Raw genomic sequence first — 15492 nt, forward strand, 5'->3', positions numbered from 1 at the left:
AGTGTTCAATGTCGTTCTAGGTGGGAGCACGGCATGGATACGGTCGTTCAGACTGCGTACGGGAAGGTGCGCGGTTCGGTTAAAGACGGGATCCGCAGCTATCTCGGAATCCCGTACGCCGCTCCGCCTTTCGGAGCCAGGCGGTTCGCGCCGCCGGGCCCTCCCGACCCCTGGGAGGGGGTGCGGGACGCCACATCGTTCGGGCCGACGGCGCCCAAGCCCGGTTATCCCTCGCCCTACAACGTGCTCCTGCCCGACCCCGAGATCCCGGGCGAGGACTGCCTCAACCTGAACATCTGGGCGCCCGAGGGAGACGGGCTCCCGGTGATGGTGTGGATCCACGGCGGCGCGTTCCGCAACGGCTCGGGTTCCGTCGCCGTCTACAACGGGGCGAACTTCGCCCGTGACGGCGTGATCTGCGTGACCATCAACTACCGGCTCGGCGTCGAGGGTTTCGCGTACCTGCCGGGCGCCGCCGCGCCCGCCAACCGCGGGCTGCGCGACCAGATCGCGGCGCTGACCTGGGTCCGCGACAACATCGCGGCGTTCGGCGGCGACCCCGGCAACGTCACCGTGTTCGGCGAGTCGGCGGGCGGGATGAGCGTCAGCGCGCTGCTGTCCCTGGACCTCGGCCTGTTCCGGCGGGCGATCGCGCAGAGCGGCGCCGGCAACGTCGCCCAGACCCCCGACGACGCGCTGCTGGTCACCAAGGAGATCGCGGCCAGGCTCGGGGTGGAGCCGACCGCCGAGGGCTTCGCCGCGCTGGACCCCGACACGATCATGCCCGTGCAGACCGCGGTGTCGCAGGAGGTGGCGGCGCTGCCCGACCCCGGCCGCTGGGGCGCGTCCACCGCCTCGACCGGGATGGCGCTGATCCCCGTGGTGGACGACGACCTGCTCGCCCGCCGTCCCGAGGAGGCCGTGGCGGACGGCGCGGGACGGGACGTGGACCTGCTGGTCGGCTACACCGCCGAGGAGTTCAGGCTGTTCCTGTTCCCGACCGGCCTGGCCGGGGCGATCACGCCCGAGCTGGTCGGGGTGTCCGCGGCCGGGCTCGGCGCGCCGCCGTCCGTGGTCGCCGCCTACCGGGCGGCGCACCCGGAGCTGTCCGCCGGGGAGCTGCTGGCCACGCTGATCACCGACGCGCTGTTCCGCGTCCCGGCCAACCGGCTCGCCGAGGGGCACGCCGGCCGGACCTGGATGTACGAGTTCGGCTGGCGGTCGCCGATCGACGGCCTGGGCGCCTGCCACGCGCTGGAGCTGGGCTTCGTCTTCGACAATCTGGGCGCGCCGGACACCATCGAGCTCGCGGGCGAGAACCCGCCGCAGGAACTGGCCGACGTCATGCACAAGGCGTGGGTCGACTTCGCGACCCACGGCGACCCGGGCTGGCGGCCCTTCGACCCGGACGAGCGCCCGGTCAAGGTCTTCGACGGCGAGCGGAACCCGGTCGTCCTCGACCCGCGCGGCGAGGACCGCCGACGCTGGTGAAGCGGGCCGGCCGGCCCGTGAAGGGCCGGCCCGCCCGGCGGGTCAGCTTCCCAGCCGCTTGCGTCCCTGCGCGCGCAGGCGCCGCCGCTGGCTCGGGTCGAGCATGAAATAGCCCACGACCGGCAGCGCGAGCGCCCCGAGCACGATCAGGGCGGCGGTCCACCAGCCCAGGATCGACAGCAGCAGGAAGAGCGCCACTCCGCCGATGAGAATCTTGATTGGGGTCGCCATCCGTTACCTCCGTACGGCCGCTCACCCTGAGAACGATCGCGCGCGGCCGGTCGTTCCACGATATATCGCGTTTCTGGTCCCGGCCAGCTCAGGATGCCCCCGAGGCGGTCAAGACTCCTAGATCCGGAGGGAGAGCTGGCCGCCGCCCAGCACCCGCAGCACCTCGGCGTGCAGCTTGCCGTTCGTGCACACGACGCTGCCGCCGTCCGGTCCGGGCACGCCCGACAGATCGGTGAACATCCCGCCGGCCTCCTCCACGATCACCTGGAGCGCGGCCAGGTCCCACAGGGACACCTCGGGCTCGGTGGAGATGTCGACGGCGCCCTCGGCCACCATCATGTGCGACCAGAAGTCGCCGAACGCCCGCGTCCGCCACACCGAGCGGGTCAGGTCCAGGAACCGGTCGAGGCGCTGCTGCTCCTCCCAGCCGCTGAGGCTGGAGAACGACAGCGAGGCGTCCGACAGCTCGGTGACCTGCGACACCTGGAGCCGGGTGGCCCGCGACAGGCTGCGGCCCGTCCAGGAGCCGCCGCCGCGCGCCGCCCACCAGCGGCGGTTCAGCGCCGGGGCCGACACCAGGCCGACCACCACCTCGTCCTCCTCCATCAGCGCGATCAGCGTGGCCCACACCGGGACGCCGCGGACGAAGTTCTTGGTGGCGTCGATCGGGTCGATGATCCAGCAGCGCTGGCTGAACCCGGTGCGGCCGTACTCCTCGCCCAGCACCGCGTCCCGCGGCCTCGCCCGCTTCAGCGTGCCGCGGATCTGCTCCTCGACGCTGCGGTCGGCATCGCTGACCGGGGTCAGGTCCGGCTTGGTCTCGATGTCGAGATCGAGAGCGCGGAAACGCCTGGTCGTGATGTCGTCGGCCCCGTCCGCCAGCACATGCGCGAGACGCAGGTCATCCGAATAGCCCGCCACGGCGTGCCACGCTACCGTGATCACGCCCCGCACCGACACACTTACCGGCGCCCCACGGGGTGAGGCGTGACTTTCCCGGAAACCCCGGGCGGTCGCCCGGCGACGCCGCGTGAATGAGATCATGGTCACATGGCGCACGATCTTCCCGCGTGGGTGGCAGAGCTCACCGACCCGCGCCGGGCGCGGACCGTGGACGAGCTGGCCGACCGGCTCGTCCCTCTCGCCGAGCATGCCGTCGACGTGTCCCGCCGGATGCAGGCCCTGCTCAACGAGCTGAACGACCCGTTCAAGCAGGACGCGATGCACGGGCGCGTGGAACGGCTGAAGGAGCGGTCGGGCGAGGCGCTGGACGAGATCACCGAGGAGATCGCCGCGTCCGGCCGGGAACGGGTCGACCGGATCTGGTCGGGCTGGCGTGAGCGCGCCGCCGCCGATGGCGCGGACGGGCCGGACGAGGACGTGCTGCGCCGGCGGCTGGACGCCGACATCGTCCCGCTGGTGACGCTTCAGGCGCAGGAGGCCGCCCGGCGTGTCGCCGCCGCCACGTCCGAGGGGCTGGGCGAGGCGGCGCGCACGCTGCTCACCAGGATCGACGAGCTGGCCAAGGTCGTCACCGAGCTGATCCATGACGTGCTGCCGCTCGCGCGGGAGGGGCTGACGCTGGCCGGGCGCATCTCGGCGCTGTCGACCCGGGCGCGGCAGGCCCCGCGCGGCCCCGTTCCCGACGACCTCAGGGACGAGGGCGAGGAGACGGCGCGGGCGTTCGACGAGGCGGTGGCGCGGCTGGAACTGGAGTGGGCCGCGCTGGGCTCCCGCGCGGCCGGTGTGCGGGCGGCGCTGCGCGGCGCGGAGGAGACGGCGTTCAGCCAGGTGACCGGCACGATGACGCGGTGCGTGGAGGAACTGGCGCCCGAGCACGTGCGGGCGCTGGACGAGGCCGAGGCGCGGGCGCGGGCCTTACTTGAGGAGATCGTCCGCGGGTGATCCCCCGGATCAGGCTTTGCCGACCGACTGCGGGAACCGGAAGAGTGACCGCGGGTCGTAGGCCGCCTTCACCTTGGTGAGCCGGTCGAGGTTGGCGCCGTAGTAGGCGCGGCTCCAGCCGCGCAGGTCCGGGTCCATGTAGTTGACGTACGCGGCGCCGCCCAGATGCGGCTCCATCGCGGCGTGCGTGGCGCGCAGCCAGCCGAGGTCGTCCCCGCCCGCGTTGTACTGGACGGAGAACAGCGCGCGCCGATGCGGGAACGCGGTGTCGCCAGGGCCGATGCGCGCGATCGCGCCGCCCATCGCGTCCATGAGCACCGCTCGTCCGGACACGCCGTTGCCCCCCGTGAACCGCGCGACCAGCGCGGCGATCGCGGCGCCGGACAACGGCCGGTACGCCATGTGCGACTTGCCCGCGTAGTCGGTGCGAGGGAACCGGCCCTCGGGACGCTGCCCGGGAAGGTCTCCCCGGGCATGGCACGCGGCGGTGGACTGCCCGGCGCAGCCTCCCGCCGCCTTCATCGTGTCCAGGTACGGGCGGCTCCGCGCGTCCCGTGCGAACGGCTCGGACCCGACCGCCGCGACCAGGGCGCTCAGGTCCGGGTCGGCGGGCGCCACGCCGATGACCTCCACCGTGGGCGTTCCGGCCCCGGGCGCGGTGCTGAGCTGGAGGCTGGTCCACACCTCGTCCGGCGCGGACGGTGCCCAGCGCTGCCAGCCGCCGATCACCGCGGCCGCCCGTGCCCACGGCCACCGCAGCGTGAACGAGGTCAGGTCGGTGGCGCGGTGGGTGCGGAAGGCGAACTCCACGGCCACCCCGAAGTTGCCGCCCCCGCCGCCCCGGCACGCCCAGAACAGGTCGGGATCGCGGTCGGCGTCGCACGTCCGCGCCTTGCCGTCGACCGTGACGACCGTGACCGTCTGCAGGACGTCGCAGGTCAGGCCGTGGAGCCGGGAGAGCGGGCCCAGACCGCCGCCCAGCGTCAGCCCGGCCACGCCCACGGTCGGGCACGTGCCCGCGGGGACGCCGCCGCCCTGGAGCGCCAGCCGGTCGTACAGGTCGATGAGCCGGGCGCCCGCACCGACCACCGCGCGGCCCCCGTCCGCGCGGACGGCGTTCATCGGCGACACGTCGATGACCAGACCGGTGCCGGTGGACCAGCCCGCGTAGTTGTGGCCGCCGCACCGCACCGCCACCGGCAGCCGCATCCGCGTCGCGAACCCGAGGCATTCGGCCACGTCGTCCGGGCCATCGCAGTAGGCGACGCCCGCCGGGCGGACGTCGTCGAAACGGGGGATGTACAGCCGTCTGGCCTGGTCGTACGCGGCGTCGTCCGGCCTGATCAGCCGCCCCTCCAGGCCCCGGGCCAGGGCGTTCCACTCGGCCGGGCCGGTGGCCGCGGGCAGGGCGGAGACCGGGAGGCCCCGCCCCGCGGACGGGGAACCGGACGTGTCCGAGCACGCGGCCGCGCCGCCCGCCGCCATCGCCGCGCCCGCCGTACCGAGGGCCTTCTTCAGGAACGCGCGTCGATGCACCCGGACATTCTTACTCCATCTCCCCGCCTTCGAGGCTGGAAAGCAGACGCCGCAGGGAGTCGAGCCGGGCCCTGCCGGCGTGCCCCTCGGCCACCCACTCGTCCAGGCCGCATCCCTCCTGGAGGTGGTCGCAGTGCGGCGGGCAGCGCTCGGCCGCGCCCCGCGCCAGGTCGTCGAACGCCTCGATCACCCGCTCGGGCTCGACATGGGCGAGGCCGAAGCTGCGCACGCCCGGGGTGTCGATGATCCAGCCGTCCCCGCCGGGCAGCTCCAGCGCGATCGCCGACGAGGAGGTGTGCCTGCCGCGGCCGGTGACCGCGTTGACCTGGCTCACCGCGCGCTCGGCATCCGGTACGAGGGCGTTCACCAGCGTCGACTTGCCCACGCCCGAGTGCCCGACCATGACGCTCGTGCGTCCGGCCAGATGCCCGCGCAGCTCCTGGAGGTCGCCGCCGCGGCGCGTCACCACGTACGGGACGCCCAAAGGCGCGTACACCGCGAGCAGCTCGTCGGGACGGGCGAGGTCGGCCTTGGTGAGGCACAGCAGCGGGTCCATGCCCGCGTCGTACGCCGCGACCAGCGTGCGGTCGATCAGCCGCGGTCTCGGCTCGGGGTCGGCCAGCGCCGTGACGATCACGAGCTGGTCGGCGTTGGCCACGATCACCCGTTCGAACGGGTCGGTGTCGTCGGCGGTGCGGCGCAGCGCGGAGGTGCGCGGCTCCACCCGCACGATCCTGGCCAGCGTGTCGGGATCGCCGGAGGTGTCCCCGACCAGCGCGACCCGGTCGCCCACCACCACGCCCTTGCGGCCCAGCTCGCGGGCCCGCATCGCGGTCACCGTGCGCGTCCCGCCCTCCGCCTCCTCGACCAGGACGCGGTAACGGCCTCTGTCCACGGCGGTCACGAACCCGCCGACCGCGTCCTCGTGCGCGGGACGGCGGCGGGTGCGCGGGCGCGACCCGCGGCGCCCCGGCCGTACCCGGACGTCGTCCTCGTCGTAGTCCCTTACGCGGCGTGGCGGCAGCGTCAGCCCCTTCCCCCAGGCCCCGGCGGCTCCGGTGACGCCGTCGAGAGCATGTCGCTCCACAGGCCGGTGAAACCCGGGAGCGTCTTGCCGACGGTGGCGACATTCTCGACCTCCACGCCGGGGACGGCCAGCCCCAGCACGGCGGCGGCCATCACCATGCGGTGGTCGTCGTAGGTCCGGACCAGGCCGCCGCGCAGCGGGCGCGGCCGGATCTCCAGCCCGTCCGGCAGCTCGGTGACGTCCCCGCCCAGCCCGTTGATCTCCCGGGCCAGCGCGGCCAGCCGGTCGGTCTCGTGCCCGCGCAGGTGCGCGATCCCGGTCAGCCGGGACGGGGTCTCCGCCAGCGCCGCCAGCGCCGCCAGCACGGGGGTCAGCTCCCCGACCTCGTGCAGGTCGGCCTCCAGCCCGCGTACCGTCCCGGTGCCGCGGACGGTCAGGCCCTCAGGGCCGAGGCTCACCTGCGCGCCCATCGCGGCCAGCAGCCCGCGCAGCGCGTCGCCGGGCTGCGTGGTGTCCTCAGGCCAGCCGGGGACCGTGACCCGCCCGCCGGTCACCAGCGCGGCCCCCAGGAACTGCGCCGCGTTGGACAGGTCCGGCTCGATGACCCAGTCGCGCGCCCGGATCGGTCCGGGCGCCACCTGCCACACGTCCTCCCCGGTCTCGACGGTCACGCCGCACTCGCGCAGCATCGCGACCGTCATGGCCAGATGCGGCGCCGACGGCACCGGCGGGCCCTCGTGCCGCACCTCCACGCCCTTGGCGAAGCGGGGCGCGGCCAGCAGCAGCCCCGACACCAGCTGCGAGGACCCGGACGCGTCGATCGTCACCGTGCCGCCCGCCACCGCGCCCGTGCCGCGCACCGTGAACGGCAGCGCGTCCCGTCCCTGGTCGTCGATGACCACGCCCAGATCGCGCAGCGCGCCGATGATCGGGCCCATCGGGCGTTCCCTGGCCCGGGGGTCGCCGTCGATGTCGACCGGGCCCTTGGCCAGCGCCGCCACCGGGGGGAAGAACCGCATCACCGTGCCGGCCAGGCCCACGTCCACCTGCGCGGGGCCGGTGAGCGGACGCGGCATCACCCGCCACTCACCCGAGGGCTCCTCGACGATCCCCACCCCGATGCCGCGCAGCGCGTCGGCCATCAGCAGCGTGTCGCGGCTGCGCAGCGGGCGGACGATCGTCCCCGGGCCGGTGGCCAGTGCCGCCAGGACCAGCGCGCGGTTGGTCATGGACTTGGAGCCGGGCAGCTCGACGGTGGCGTCCACCGGGGCGTCCGCGACCGGAGCGGACCAGTGAGTCGAGGGCATGCCGCCAGGCTATCGGGCGGACGGGGGCGGAACGCGGATCACAAGGGGAGTCACAGAGGACATCACAGAGGACATCACAGGGGACGTCACAGGGGAATGGTGAGCAGCCTGTCGCCGGTTCCCTCGATCACGACCTCGAACCTGTCGATCCGGTCGCGCGGGATCGCCGTCCCGCCATGGGTGATCAGCGGCGCCTGGGAGCCGGGCACGCCGTACCCCTTGGGCGGCACGGCCCAGCCGGTGACCACCGACCGCTGCCCGGTGGTGGACACCGCCTCCAGGCGGCACCGCAGCGGACCGCGCACCCCGCGCAGCTCCAGGCCGACATGGGTGCCCCAGCCCTTGCTCTCCAGCCCCACGACGCCGGACGCGCCGGTCACGCCGTCGGACGCCGAATGCCGCTCACCCCAGATGACCAGGGCCTGGGCGGGTCCGTGCCGGCCGTGGCCCGGCTCGGGCGTCTCCGAGCCGCCGATCGCCGAGCCGATGGTGACACCGGCCGCCAGCAGCACGGTCGCGGCGGCGGCGCCGATCACGTACGTGCCGCGGCGGGCGCGGCGCGCGGCCCGCCTGCGCTGCCGCATCAGCTCGATGACCTGGCCGGGCGGCTCGTCCTCCTGCCCGCCCGGCCCCGGGGCGGCCGGTCCCCCGAGAGGCCCTGGGACCGGTGCGCGGGGCGTTCCCGCCCGCGGGTCCTCGACGGCGTCGGTGAAGTCCTTGATGCCTGCCAGCGCGTGGGCCGTCCCGGTCATCTCGTGCAGCTCCGCGGCGCACGACCCGCACCCGCGCAGATGGTCCTCGAAGGCCCTGCGGTCGTCCTCTTCGAGCAGGCCGAGGGCGTAGGCGCCGACATCGGTGTGCTCGACCTGCGACGTCATGCCGTCACCCCTCTCTCCTCCAACGCGACCCGCAAGGCGCGCAGCGCGTAGTAGACCCGGGACTTCACCGTACCGACCGGGATGCCCAGGACCTCGGCGGCCTGGTTGACCGTCCGGTCGCGCAGCACCGTCTCGGTCAGCACCTCCCGGTGCGGGGCCGACAGGGCGCGCAGCGCGTCGGCGACCACCACCTTGCGCAGCAGTCCGTCCATCTCGTCCGCCATGGGAAGGTTCTCCAGCGCCGCGTCGCCCACTTCCGGCGGCCGGACCTCGCGGGACCGCCGATGGTCGATGACGATACGGCGGGAGACGGTCGCGAGCCAGGGCATCAGCGAGGCCGACGTGGCGTCCAGCCGGTCGGCGCTGCGCCAGGCACGGATCATGGTCTCCTGGACGACGTCCTCGGCCCACTGCCGGTCCCCGGCCGTCAGCCGCAGCACGAAGGCGAGCAGGGGACGGTGGTACTCGCGGTACAGCTCGCCGATGAGCCGTTCGTCGTCGGTCTCGGACGCCGGCCGGGGGCGGCGGATCAGGCTCCGCAGCCCGCCGGCCGCGCGCCCGGCCGTTCCTGGTGCTGCCATGGCCGGGCGTCTCCATGGGTCGGGGGGTTCCCGGATGGCCGGGTAAGCCCTGGGGATGACGGGGCGGTCAGCAGGCAGTACGGACCCGATCCAGGCCCGGTTCAATCCTCTTGAGGCTTTGTTAAGGCTCTCTTTGGAATCCGTGCGGCGGCCGTGTCCGGTGTGATGGGTGGTCCCTGGACGGCCGGATCAGTGGGTGAGCGCCTTGGCGGCCTGGCGGCCGCGTTCCCTGGCCATGGCCGCGGCCTTCATCCCGGTGGCGGACGCCTTCGTGCCCGCGGGGCCGGCGACCTTGGCGATCCGGGCGACCGGGGCCCTGCCGGACATCCGCCCGCGGCGCTTCCCGCGTCCGGACGCGGTCATCGTGTTCATGGCGGCCCGCCGGCCGATGCCGGCGGCCTTCGCCATGGCCATGGCCTTGCCGACCTTCACGACCCCGCCCATCCCGGCGGTCCTGCCCTTGCCCCCCGCCTTGGCCGCCTTGACGGCGGCGCGCGAGGCGGTCGCGGCGCCCGGCGTGCCACGGCGGCGGGCCTCCCGGACACGGCGGGCGGCCTCGCGGCGGACGTTCCTGAGCTCGGCGGCCTGCTCCCGGCGCATGGCCCGGGTCTGCGCGGCGGCCCTGGTCCGCGCCTCCTTGACGGCCAGCCGCAGGTCGGCGGCGCGGGCCGCGCGGCGCGGCTCGGCCGCGACCATCAGCAGAGCGCCCAGCAGGCTCGCGTTCTTCAGCAGGTGCGAGCGCTCGTTGTCCCGCCGCTCGGGGTCGTCCTCGGTCCAGAAGCGGTGCTCGGTGGCCACCGCCGGCACCAGTTGCGCGGCGAGCATCAGGGAGGTCAACCGGCTGAACCGGCCGGTCAGCAGCAGCATCCCGGTGCCCAGGCTGATCGCGCCCTCGATGCGCACCAGGGTCTCGGGGTCCTTGGGCAGCCACTCCACCCGGTCGGCGACCGGCTTGACGGCGGGCCCCACCTGCTCGGCGCGGCGGCCCGGGTCGCGGAGGGTTTCCAGCCCGGTGATGATGTACGGCGCCGCCACGAGGGGGCGGGCCAGGGTCGTGATGGGTCGCATGCGGGCTACATGCCCATCGCTTTTCATGTCAAGCACCGCCGGGCGCCGCCCCGGAACCGCGCGATCCGCTGTGGGGCGGCGGCTTCGGCGGGGAAGGGGCAGGATGGAGGCATGTGCGGTCGATACGCCACGGCCAGGGCGCGCCAGGAACTGCTCGACGAGTTCCAGGTGCAGCTCGACGCCGTCGAGAATGATCTGCAGCCCGACTACAACGTCGCCCCGACCAAGCAGGTGCCCGCGGTCCTCACCCGCGTCCCGAAGGACGCCAAGGAGCAGGCCGGGGAGTCGGCCGGGGAGGAGGAGGCGGTCCGGCAGTTGCGGACGCTGCGCTGGGGACTGGTGCCGTCCTGGGCCAAGGACCTCTCTATCGGCAGCCGGATGATCAATGCCCGGATGGAGACGGTGCACGAGAAGGCGTCGTTCCGCCGGGCCTTCGCCAAGCGCCGCTGCCTGCTGCCCGCCGACGGCTACTTCGAGTGGTACACGGTCCAGGACCAGGGCGGCGAGCCGGCCGCCGACCCGGACCAGAAGGGTGGCAAGGGCAAGAAGAAGCCGCAGAAGCAGCCCTTCTTCATCCGTCCCAAGGACGGCGGGGTGATGGCCATGGCCGGACTGTACGAGCTGTGGAAGAACCCCGAGACCGGCGAGTGGGTCTGGACCTGCACCGTGATCACCACCGACGCCCCGGACGACCTGGGCAGGATCCATGACCGGATGCCGATGATCGTGGAACGGGAGCGCTGGGACGCCTGGCTGGACCCGGCCCTCACCGACACCGAGACCGTGCGCGGCCTGCTGGTGCCCGCGATGGCCGGGACGATGGACGCCTATCCGGTGTCCAAGGCGGTCAACAACGTGAGAAACAACGGGCCAGAACTCATAAAACCCTCAACAAACGGGGATAGTTCCGGCAACCACTCCGACACCCTGTTCTGACCGCCGGTCCTTCCGGCGGCCGGACGGCGAGGCCCCTTGCCCGGGGCGTACCGGAAGGAGTTCCGGCACCGTGGACACCGCCACCGCCCGCGTCAGGCTTGAGGCCATGCTCGCCGACCTGGACCGTTCGATCGCGATCCTCAAGGGCGAGCATCCCGGGCGCGAGCTCTCCGCCGCGGACGCGGGGGCCGGCCTCACCGAGGGCGACCGCGTGGAGGCGGCGCTGAGCTCCCTCCAGCGCCACAGGGCGGCGGTGGACGCCGCGCTGGCCAGGATCGCCGCGGGCACCTACGGCCGGTGCCTGGGCTGCGGCAAGCCGGTGCCCCACGGCCGCCTGGAGGCCCGCCCCGACGCCGCGCGCTGCGTGACCTGCCAGTCCAAGTACGACAGGGCCATGAGGTGAACGGCTCAGGCCGGGCGGCGGGCGCTGGCCAGCAGGTGGACCCCCAGGGAGTCGTCGTTCATCGGCGCGCTCAGCTCGGTCCGCACGAGCCTCGGCAGGGCGCGGGGAGAGGCCGTCAGGACGTGCTCCACGGTGGACGGTGACAGGACGGTGCGGGGGCGGATCCACTCGACCTCCAGACCGGCCTCCGTCAGCAGCTCGCGGAGCTGGTCGGCCCAGAAGCAGCGGGTGATGGTGCCGTCCGGCCAGGGGACGAGGAGCACCTCGGCGCTCGGCACGTCCGACAGGTGCGCCCAGTAGTTCTGCTCGGCCAGCAGCGCCATGCCGAGGGTCAGCGAGTCCACCGACAGCAGCACCCGGCCGCCCGGCCGGAGCACCCGGGCGATCTCGGCGACCGCGGCCTCGGTCACCAGGTGCCGGGACAGCACCCGGTTCTCGGCGATGACCGCGTCGATCGAGGCGTCGGTCAGGAAGCGCAGGGAGCCCGAATCGGCGATCACGCGGCGGCGGTTCGTCCCACGGGTCTCAGCGGCGTCGGCCGTCCCGCTCGCGGCGGCGGGCCGCGCGGGGGGCGGTCCGTAGCCCGCGGGAAGGACCTTGCCGATGGCGGCCGGGCCGGCGCCGTTGGCCGCGGCGCCGTTGCCCGCCTTGCCGTCGGGGGCGAGGGCGGTGGGGCGATGGCGGCCCAGGTGAGGGTCCACGACCTCGATCACGCGGTGCCCGGCCGCCGCGGCCTGGGCGCCGCTGCGGACCGTCCCGCCCGCCAGGTCGAGGACGCGTGAGGGGCGCCGTGGCAGCCAGCGGGCGAGCTGTGCCGCGGCGACGGCCCAGTAGAACCTCCAGTAGAGCGCAAGGGAGCCGTCGTCGCCCGGGGTGTCCCGCAGGCTGGCGACGGAGGGCTCGGGAGGTCGCGCCGGCACGAGCAACGGTTGCTCCTGTTCTCGCCGTATATTTCACTTCTTCCCCCTTGGAGGCTGGACATCACCCTCCGTGCAGTTCGGGATGAGATGACCTTCGTCCCCGCGCCGGGAATCGAACGGACCCCGCCGGTGTTGCACCGTCTCGTAAAGCCCGCGCGGCGCGCGTCTGAACGCCCTGCACCACCCCGGACCACGACGGGGAACGGGGGTTCGCGGCCACGAAGGTGATGGCCGGGCCGGCGTGCGGCACGAGAACATTCGCTCCAGCGGAGGTGCGACCACATGACCTCGTCCGTCGCCTTGCCCGATCAACGGGGGCCCGCCTCGCCGTCGCGCGGCGAGGGCGCGCGGCCCGGCGGCGTGATGAGGAGCCGCGGCCCGATATCGTCTGTGAGGTACGGCGCCGACGGCGCCGCCACAGCCGAGGAGGTGGGTCAGGTACCGAGCACCACGGAGACCGTGGAGCAGCGCCAGGAGCGCTTCCAGCGCGACGTGCTCCCGTTCTTGGACCAGCTGTACTCGGCCGCGTTGCGGATGACCCGCAACCCGGCGGACGCGGAGGATCTCGTCCAGGAGACCTTCGCCAAGGCGTTCGCGTCCTTCCACCAGTTCAAGGAGGGCACGAACCTGAAGGCGTGGCTCTACCGGATCCTGACCAACACCTTCATCAACTCCTACCGCAAGCGCCAGCGGCAGCCGCAGCAGGCGGCCACCGAGGAGATCGAGGACTGGCAGCTCGCGCGCGCCGAGTCGCACACCTCCAGCGGCCTGAAGTCGGCCGAGGCCGAGGCGCTGGAGCACCTGCCGGACACCGATGTGAAGCGCGCCCTGCAGGACCTGCCCGAGGAGTTCCGGATCGCGGTGTACCTCGCAGACGTCGAGGGATTCGCCTACAAGGAGATCGCGGAGATCATGGGGACGCCGATCGGGACAGTGATGTCGCGTTTGCACCGCGGGCGGCGGCAGCTTCGCGGCATGCTTGAGGACTACGCCCGGGAGCGCGGCCTGTCCCGGGCGACCGGGAAGGGTGAGTGAGCCATGAGCTGTGGCGACCACCACGAGACGCCGTGTGAGGAAGTCCTGGCCCGCGTCTACACGTATCTGGACGGCGAGCTCGACCAGGGCGGTTGCGGCGAGGTGCGGCAGCACCTGGAGGAGTGCGGCCCCTGCCTGCGCGAGTACGACCTCGAAGAGGCCGTGAAGAAGCTGGTGGGCAAGAGCTGCGGCTGCGAACCGGTACCCGAGGACCTGCGCGCCAAGGTCCTGGGGAAGATCGAGGAGATCTGCGGCGAGATCAAGTCGGCCGAGGCGGCGGGCCGGTCCTCCGGCCAGCTCTGACGGCCGCGCGTCCGGCCCCGGCCCCGGCCGGGTCCGGACCCTCGGCGCGCCCGCGTGCCCGCGGGGCGTCGGTATCGTGCTGTGCGTGCGCGTTCTCGTGACCGGCGCGGCCGGCTTCATCGGATCCCATCTCACCGACCGGCTGGTCGCCGACGGTCACGAGGTGATCGGGCTGGACGACCTGTCCTCGGGCGCCAACCTCCGTCCCGGTGTGGAGCTCTGGCGGATGGACGTGGCCGACCCCGCGCTGAGGGAGAGGGTCGCCGCGCGCCCGCCCGAGGTGATCTGCCATCTGGCGGCCCAGGTCAGCGTGCGCGCCAGCGTCGCGGACCCGCTGGGCGACGCCCGCACCAACGTGATCGGCACCGTGAACGTCCTGGAGGCGGCGCGCGCCGCCGGCACCCGCAAGGTCGTGTTCACCTCCAGTTGCGCCGTCTACGGCGTCCCCGACGCGCTGCCCGTCCCGGCCGGGGCCGAGCTGCGCCCCGCCTCTCCGTATGCCGCGTCCAAGGTCACCGGCGAGGTCTACACCCGCGCCTACCATGCGCTGCACGGCCTGGACTTCACCATCCTGACGCTGGCCAACGTGTACGGGCCGCGGCAGACCCCGGACGGCGAGGCGGGCGTCATCTCGATCTTCACCGACGCGCTGCTGGCCGGGCGCCCCACCCGCGTCTTCGGGGACGGCAAGCAGACCCGCGACTACGTCTACGTCCTGGACGTGGTGGACGCCTTCGCCCGCGCCACCGGCGAGCGCGGCGGGGGCGGCCGGTACAACGTCGGCACCGGCTTGCAGACCACCGACCGCGACCTGCACACCCTGGTCGCCGCGGCCGCCGGGGCACCGGACGAGCCCGACTTCGCCCCGCCCCGCCTCGGCGACCTGCCCGCGATGGCGATCGACCCGTCCACCACGGCGGCGGACCTCGGCTGGACGCCCCGCACGGGACTGCCCGAGGGCCTGGCCGAGACCGTCGCCTGGGCACGCGAGCGCGCGGCACGCTCCTGAGCAGGGCGATCGGCCGATCCGCCGCGTTCACCCCTGGTGGCGATCGGTTCACGCTTTGCTCACGATTCTCCGCTTGCCTGTGTGGCCTGTGCCCCTCGCGTTAGTCTTGTGCCGATTCGACGACGGGAACAGCAGGCGTGCCCGGGCCCGGCGGCGGTCCGGCGGCCGGTGGTGAGACCCCCGGCGACGGCAATGGGGACGTCGACTCCCGGAGGGGGCGGCATGCGCGGACTACCTCTCGCTGCCTGGGCGTACATCTGCGGCGTGGTCGCACTGGCGGCCGGGCTCATCGCGACGGCGTCCTACGAGGGGCTGGAATGGCGCACCCTCGCCGTCCTGGCCGTGCTCTTCCTCATCTGCGACTCGGCGCCCGCCCTCCTCAGCGTCGAGCGCGCCCGGGTCTCGCTGAGCTTCGCCGCCAGCCTGGCCACGGTGGTGCTGCTCGGCCCGGCCGGCGCCGCGCTGCTCGGGGTCTGCGCCATCGTCACGGGGCAGCGGCTGTTCGCGCCGGTCAAGCGGCTGTTCAACGGCGCGCAGTTCGCGCTGTGCGGGTACACGTCCGGCGTGGTCTTCCAGGCGCTCGGCGGGCAGCGGTTCGAGCCGGGGCAGGCCCGGTGGGTCGAGCACGTGATCGGCCCGTTCCTCGGCGCCCTGGTCACCTTCGTCCTGGTCAACCTGCTGCTGGTGGCCGGGGTGCTGCTGCTCAGCAGGCAGGCGTCGGTGCGCGAGCTGCTGACCGCCAGCGGGCAGCTGGCCTTCGGCTGCCTGGGGTACGGCATGTTCGGCCTGCTCATCGCGGGCCTGTGGTCCCGGGTCGGGATCGGCCCGTTCGCGGCGGTGCTGGTGTTGCTGCCGTTGTTCA

General features: G+C 73.5%; 16 protein-coding genes and 1 pseudogene. 8 read left to right on the forward strand and 9 right to left on the reverse strand.

All coding sequences use genetic code 11. The features are described 5' to 3' along the window. Positions 1-33: 33 nt before the first annotated feature. A complete protein-coding gene (locus ACGWYJ_RS34700; RefSeq protein WP_395110804.1) occupies positions 34-1491 on the forward strand; it encodes a carboxylesterase/lipase family protein in 1458 nt (485 codons plus the stop codon). A 42-nt stretch (positions 1492-1533) separates the two neighbouring features. Here the strand turns inward: ACGWYJ_RS34700 and ACGWYJ_RS34705 are convergent, their stop codons facing one another. Next, positions 1534-1722, reverse strand: coding sequence for a hypothetical protein (locus ACGWYJ_RS34705; RefSeq protein WP_395110805.1), 189 nt, complete (start codon positions 1720-1722; stop codon positions 1534-1536). A 117-nt stretch (positions 1723-1839) separates the two neighbouring features. After that, the gene (hisN, locus tag ACGWYJ_RS34710; protein WP_395110806.1) at positions 1840-2643 is read right to left on the reverse strand and encodes a histidinol-phosphatase; all 804 of its coding nucleotides are present in this window, start codon (positions 2641-2643) and stop codon (positions 1840-1842) included. Between the two features lie 129 nt (positions 2644-2772). Here hisN and ACGWYJ_RS34715 point away from each other — a divergent pair, with 129 nt between their 5' ends. Beyond that, a complete protein-coding gene (locus ACGWYJ_RS34715) occupies positions 2773-3627 on the forward strand; it encodes a hypothetical protein (protein ID WP_395110807.1) in 855 nt (284 codons plus the stop codon). A gap of 9 nt (positions 3628-3636) precedes the next feature. On the opposite strand, the gene ACGWYJ_RS34720 is transcribed toward ACGWYJ_RS34715, so the two are convergent. The 6 genes from ACGWYJ_RS34720 to ACGWYJ_RS34745 all read right to left on the reverse strand — a co-directional run bounded on the left by ACGWYJ_RS34720 (position 3637) and on the right by ACGWYJ_RS34745 (position 10024). Continuing rightward, positions 3637-5163, reverse strand: coding sequence for an FAD-binding oxidoreductase (locus ACGWYJ_RS34720; protein WP_395110808.1), 1527 nt, complete (start codon positions 5161-5163; stop codon positions 3637-3639). 10 nt (positions 5164-5173) lie between these two features. Then, the gene (rsgA, locus tag ACGWYJ_RS34725) at positions 5174-6187 is read right to left on the reverse strand and encodes a ribosome small subunit-dependent GTPase A (RefSeq protein WP_395110818.1); all 1014 of its coding nucleotides are present in this window, start codon (positions 6185-6187) and stop codon (positions 5174-5176) included. A gap of 2 nt (positions 6188-6189) precedes the next feature. Continuing rightward, positions 6190-7497, reverse strand: a complete 1308-nt coding sequence (gene aroA / locus ACGWYJ_RS34730) for a 3-phosphoshikimate 1-carboxyvinyltransferase (protein ID WP_395110809.1) — start codon at positions 7495-7497, stop codon at positions 6190-6192. An 86-nt stretch (positions 7498-7583) separates the two neighbouring features. After that, on the reverse strand, positions 7584-8375 hold the full coding sequence (locus ACGWYJ_RS34735) for an anti-sigma factor family protein (RefSeq protein WP_395110810.1): 792 nt from the start codon (positions 8373-8375) through the stop codon (positions 7584-7586). Then, positions 8372-8956, reverse strand: a complete 585-nt coding sequence (locus ACGWYJ_RS34740; RefSeq protein ID WP_285696244.1) for a sigma-70 family RNA polymerase sigma factor — start codon at positions 8954-8956, stop codon at positions 8372-8374. The genes ACGWYJ_RS34735 and ACGWYJ_RS34740 overlap by 4 nt, the downstream gene beginning before the upstream one ends. Positions 8957-9145: 189 nt before the next feature. Beyond that, on the reverse strand, positions 9146-10024 hold the full coding sequence (locus ACGWYJ_RS34745) for a DoxX family protein (protein ID WP_395110811.1): 879 nt from the start codon (positions 10022-10024) through the stop codon (positions 9146-9148). A gap of 111 nt (positions 10025-10135) precedes the next feature. Between ACGWYJ_RS34745 and ACGWYJ_RS34750 the strand changes: the two genes are divergently transcribed. Further along, positions 10136-10960: an SOS response-associated peptidase gene (locus tag ACGWYJ_RS34750; RefSeq protein ID WP_395110812.1), complete on the forward strand. Its 825-nt coding sequence runs from the start codon at positions 10136-10138 to the stop codon at positions 10958-10960. A 70-nt stretch (positions 10961-11030) separates the two neighbouring features. Continuing rightward, positions 11031-11363: a TraR/DksA family transcriptional regulator gene (locus ACGWYJ_RS34755; protein ID WP_395110813.1), complete on the forward strand. Its 333-nt coding sequence runs from the start codon at positions 11031-11033 to the stop codon at positions 11361-11363. 5 nt (positions 11364-11368) lie between these two features. Here ACGWYJ_RS34755 and ACGWYJ_RS34760 read toward each other — a convergent pair whose 3' ends face one another. After that, on the reverse strand, positions 11369-12283 hold the full coding sequence (locus ACGWYJ_RS34760) for a methyltransferase domain-containing protein (protein WP_395110814.1): 915 nt from the start codon (positions 12281-12283) through the stop codon (positions 11369-11371). A gap of 429 nt (positions 12284-12712) precedes the next feature. Between ACGWYJ_RS34760 and ACGWYJ_RS34765 the strand changes: the two genes are divergently transcribed. The 4 genes and pseudogenes from ACGWYJ_RS34765 to ACGWYJ_RS34780 form a co-directional block, all read left to right on the forward strand. Continuing rightward, positions 12713-13318, forward strand: a complete 606-nt coding sequence (locus tag ACGWYJ_RS34765; protein WP_285696275.1) for a sigma-70 family RNA polymerase sigma factor — start codon at positions 12713-12715, stop codon at positions 13316-13318. A gap of 3 nt (positions 13319-13321) precedes the next feature. Further along, a complete protein-coding gene (rsrA, locus tag ACGWYJ_RS34770) occupies positions 13322-13621 on the forward strand; it encodes a mycothiol system anti-sigma-R factor (RefSeq protein ID WP_395110815.1) in 300 nt (99 codons plus the stop codon). An 85-nt stretch (positions 13622-13706) separates the two neighbouring features. After that, positions 13707-14630 carry an NAD-dependent epimerase/dehydratase family protein gene (locus ACGWYJ_RS34775; protein WP_395110816.1) on the forward strand — a complete coding sequence of 308 codons (924 nt, stop codon included), beginning with the start codon at positions 13707-13709 and terminating at the stop codon, positions 14628-14630. Between the two features lie 222 nt (positions 14631-14852). Further along, positions 14853-15492 (forward strand): annotated as a pseudogene (locus ACGWYJ_RS34780) (metal-dependent phosphohydrolase); the annotation flags it as partial.

The organism is Actinomadura sp. SCN-SB, assembly GCF_043906805.1.
Taxonomy (GTDB): domain Bacteria; phylum Actinomycetota; class Actinomycetes; order Streptosporangiales; family Streptosporangiaceae; genus Spirillospora.

Coding starts and splice junctions, on each gene's coding strand:
- ACGWYJ_RS34700 (WP_395110804.1), top strand. CDS start 34: ATGGATACGGTCGTTCAGACTGCGTACGGGAAGGTGCGCGGTTCGGTT.
- ACGWYJ_RS34705 (WP_395110805.1), bottom strand. CDS start 1,722: ATGGCGACCCCAATCAAGATTCTCATCGGCGGAGTGGCGCTCTTCCTG.
- ACGWYJ_RS34715 (WP_395110807.1), top strand. CDS start 2,773: ATGGCGCACGATCTTCCCGCGTGGGTGGCAGAGCTCACCGACCCGCGC.
- aroA (WP_395110809.1), bottom strand. CDS start 7,497: ATGCCCTCGACTCACTGGTCCGCTCCGGTCGCGGACGCCCCGGTGGAC.
- ACGWYJ_RS34735 (WP_395110810.1), bottom strand. CDS start 8,375: ATGACGTCGCAGGTCGAGCACACCGATGTCGGCGCCTACGCCCTCGGC.
- ACGWYJ_RS34740 (WP_285696244.1), bottom strand. CDS start 8,956: ATGGCAGCACCAGGAACGGCCGGGCGCGCGGCCGGCGGGCTGCGGAGC.
- ACGWYJ_RS34745 (WP_395110811.1), bottom strand. CDS start 10,024: ATGCGACCCATCACGACCCTGGCCCGCCCCCTCGTGGCGGCGCCGTAC.
- ACGWYJ_RS34750 (WP_395110812.1), top strand. CDS start 10,136: ATGTGCGGTCGATACGCCACGGCCAGGGCGCGCCAGGAACTGCTCGAC.
- rsrA (WP_395110815.1), top strand. CDS start 13,322: ATGAGCTGTGGCGACCACCACGAGACGCCGTGTGAGGAAGTCCTGGCC.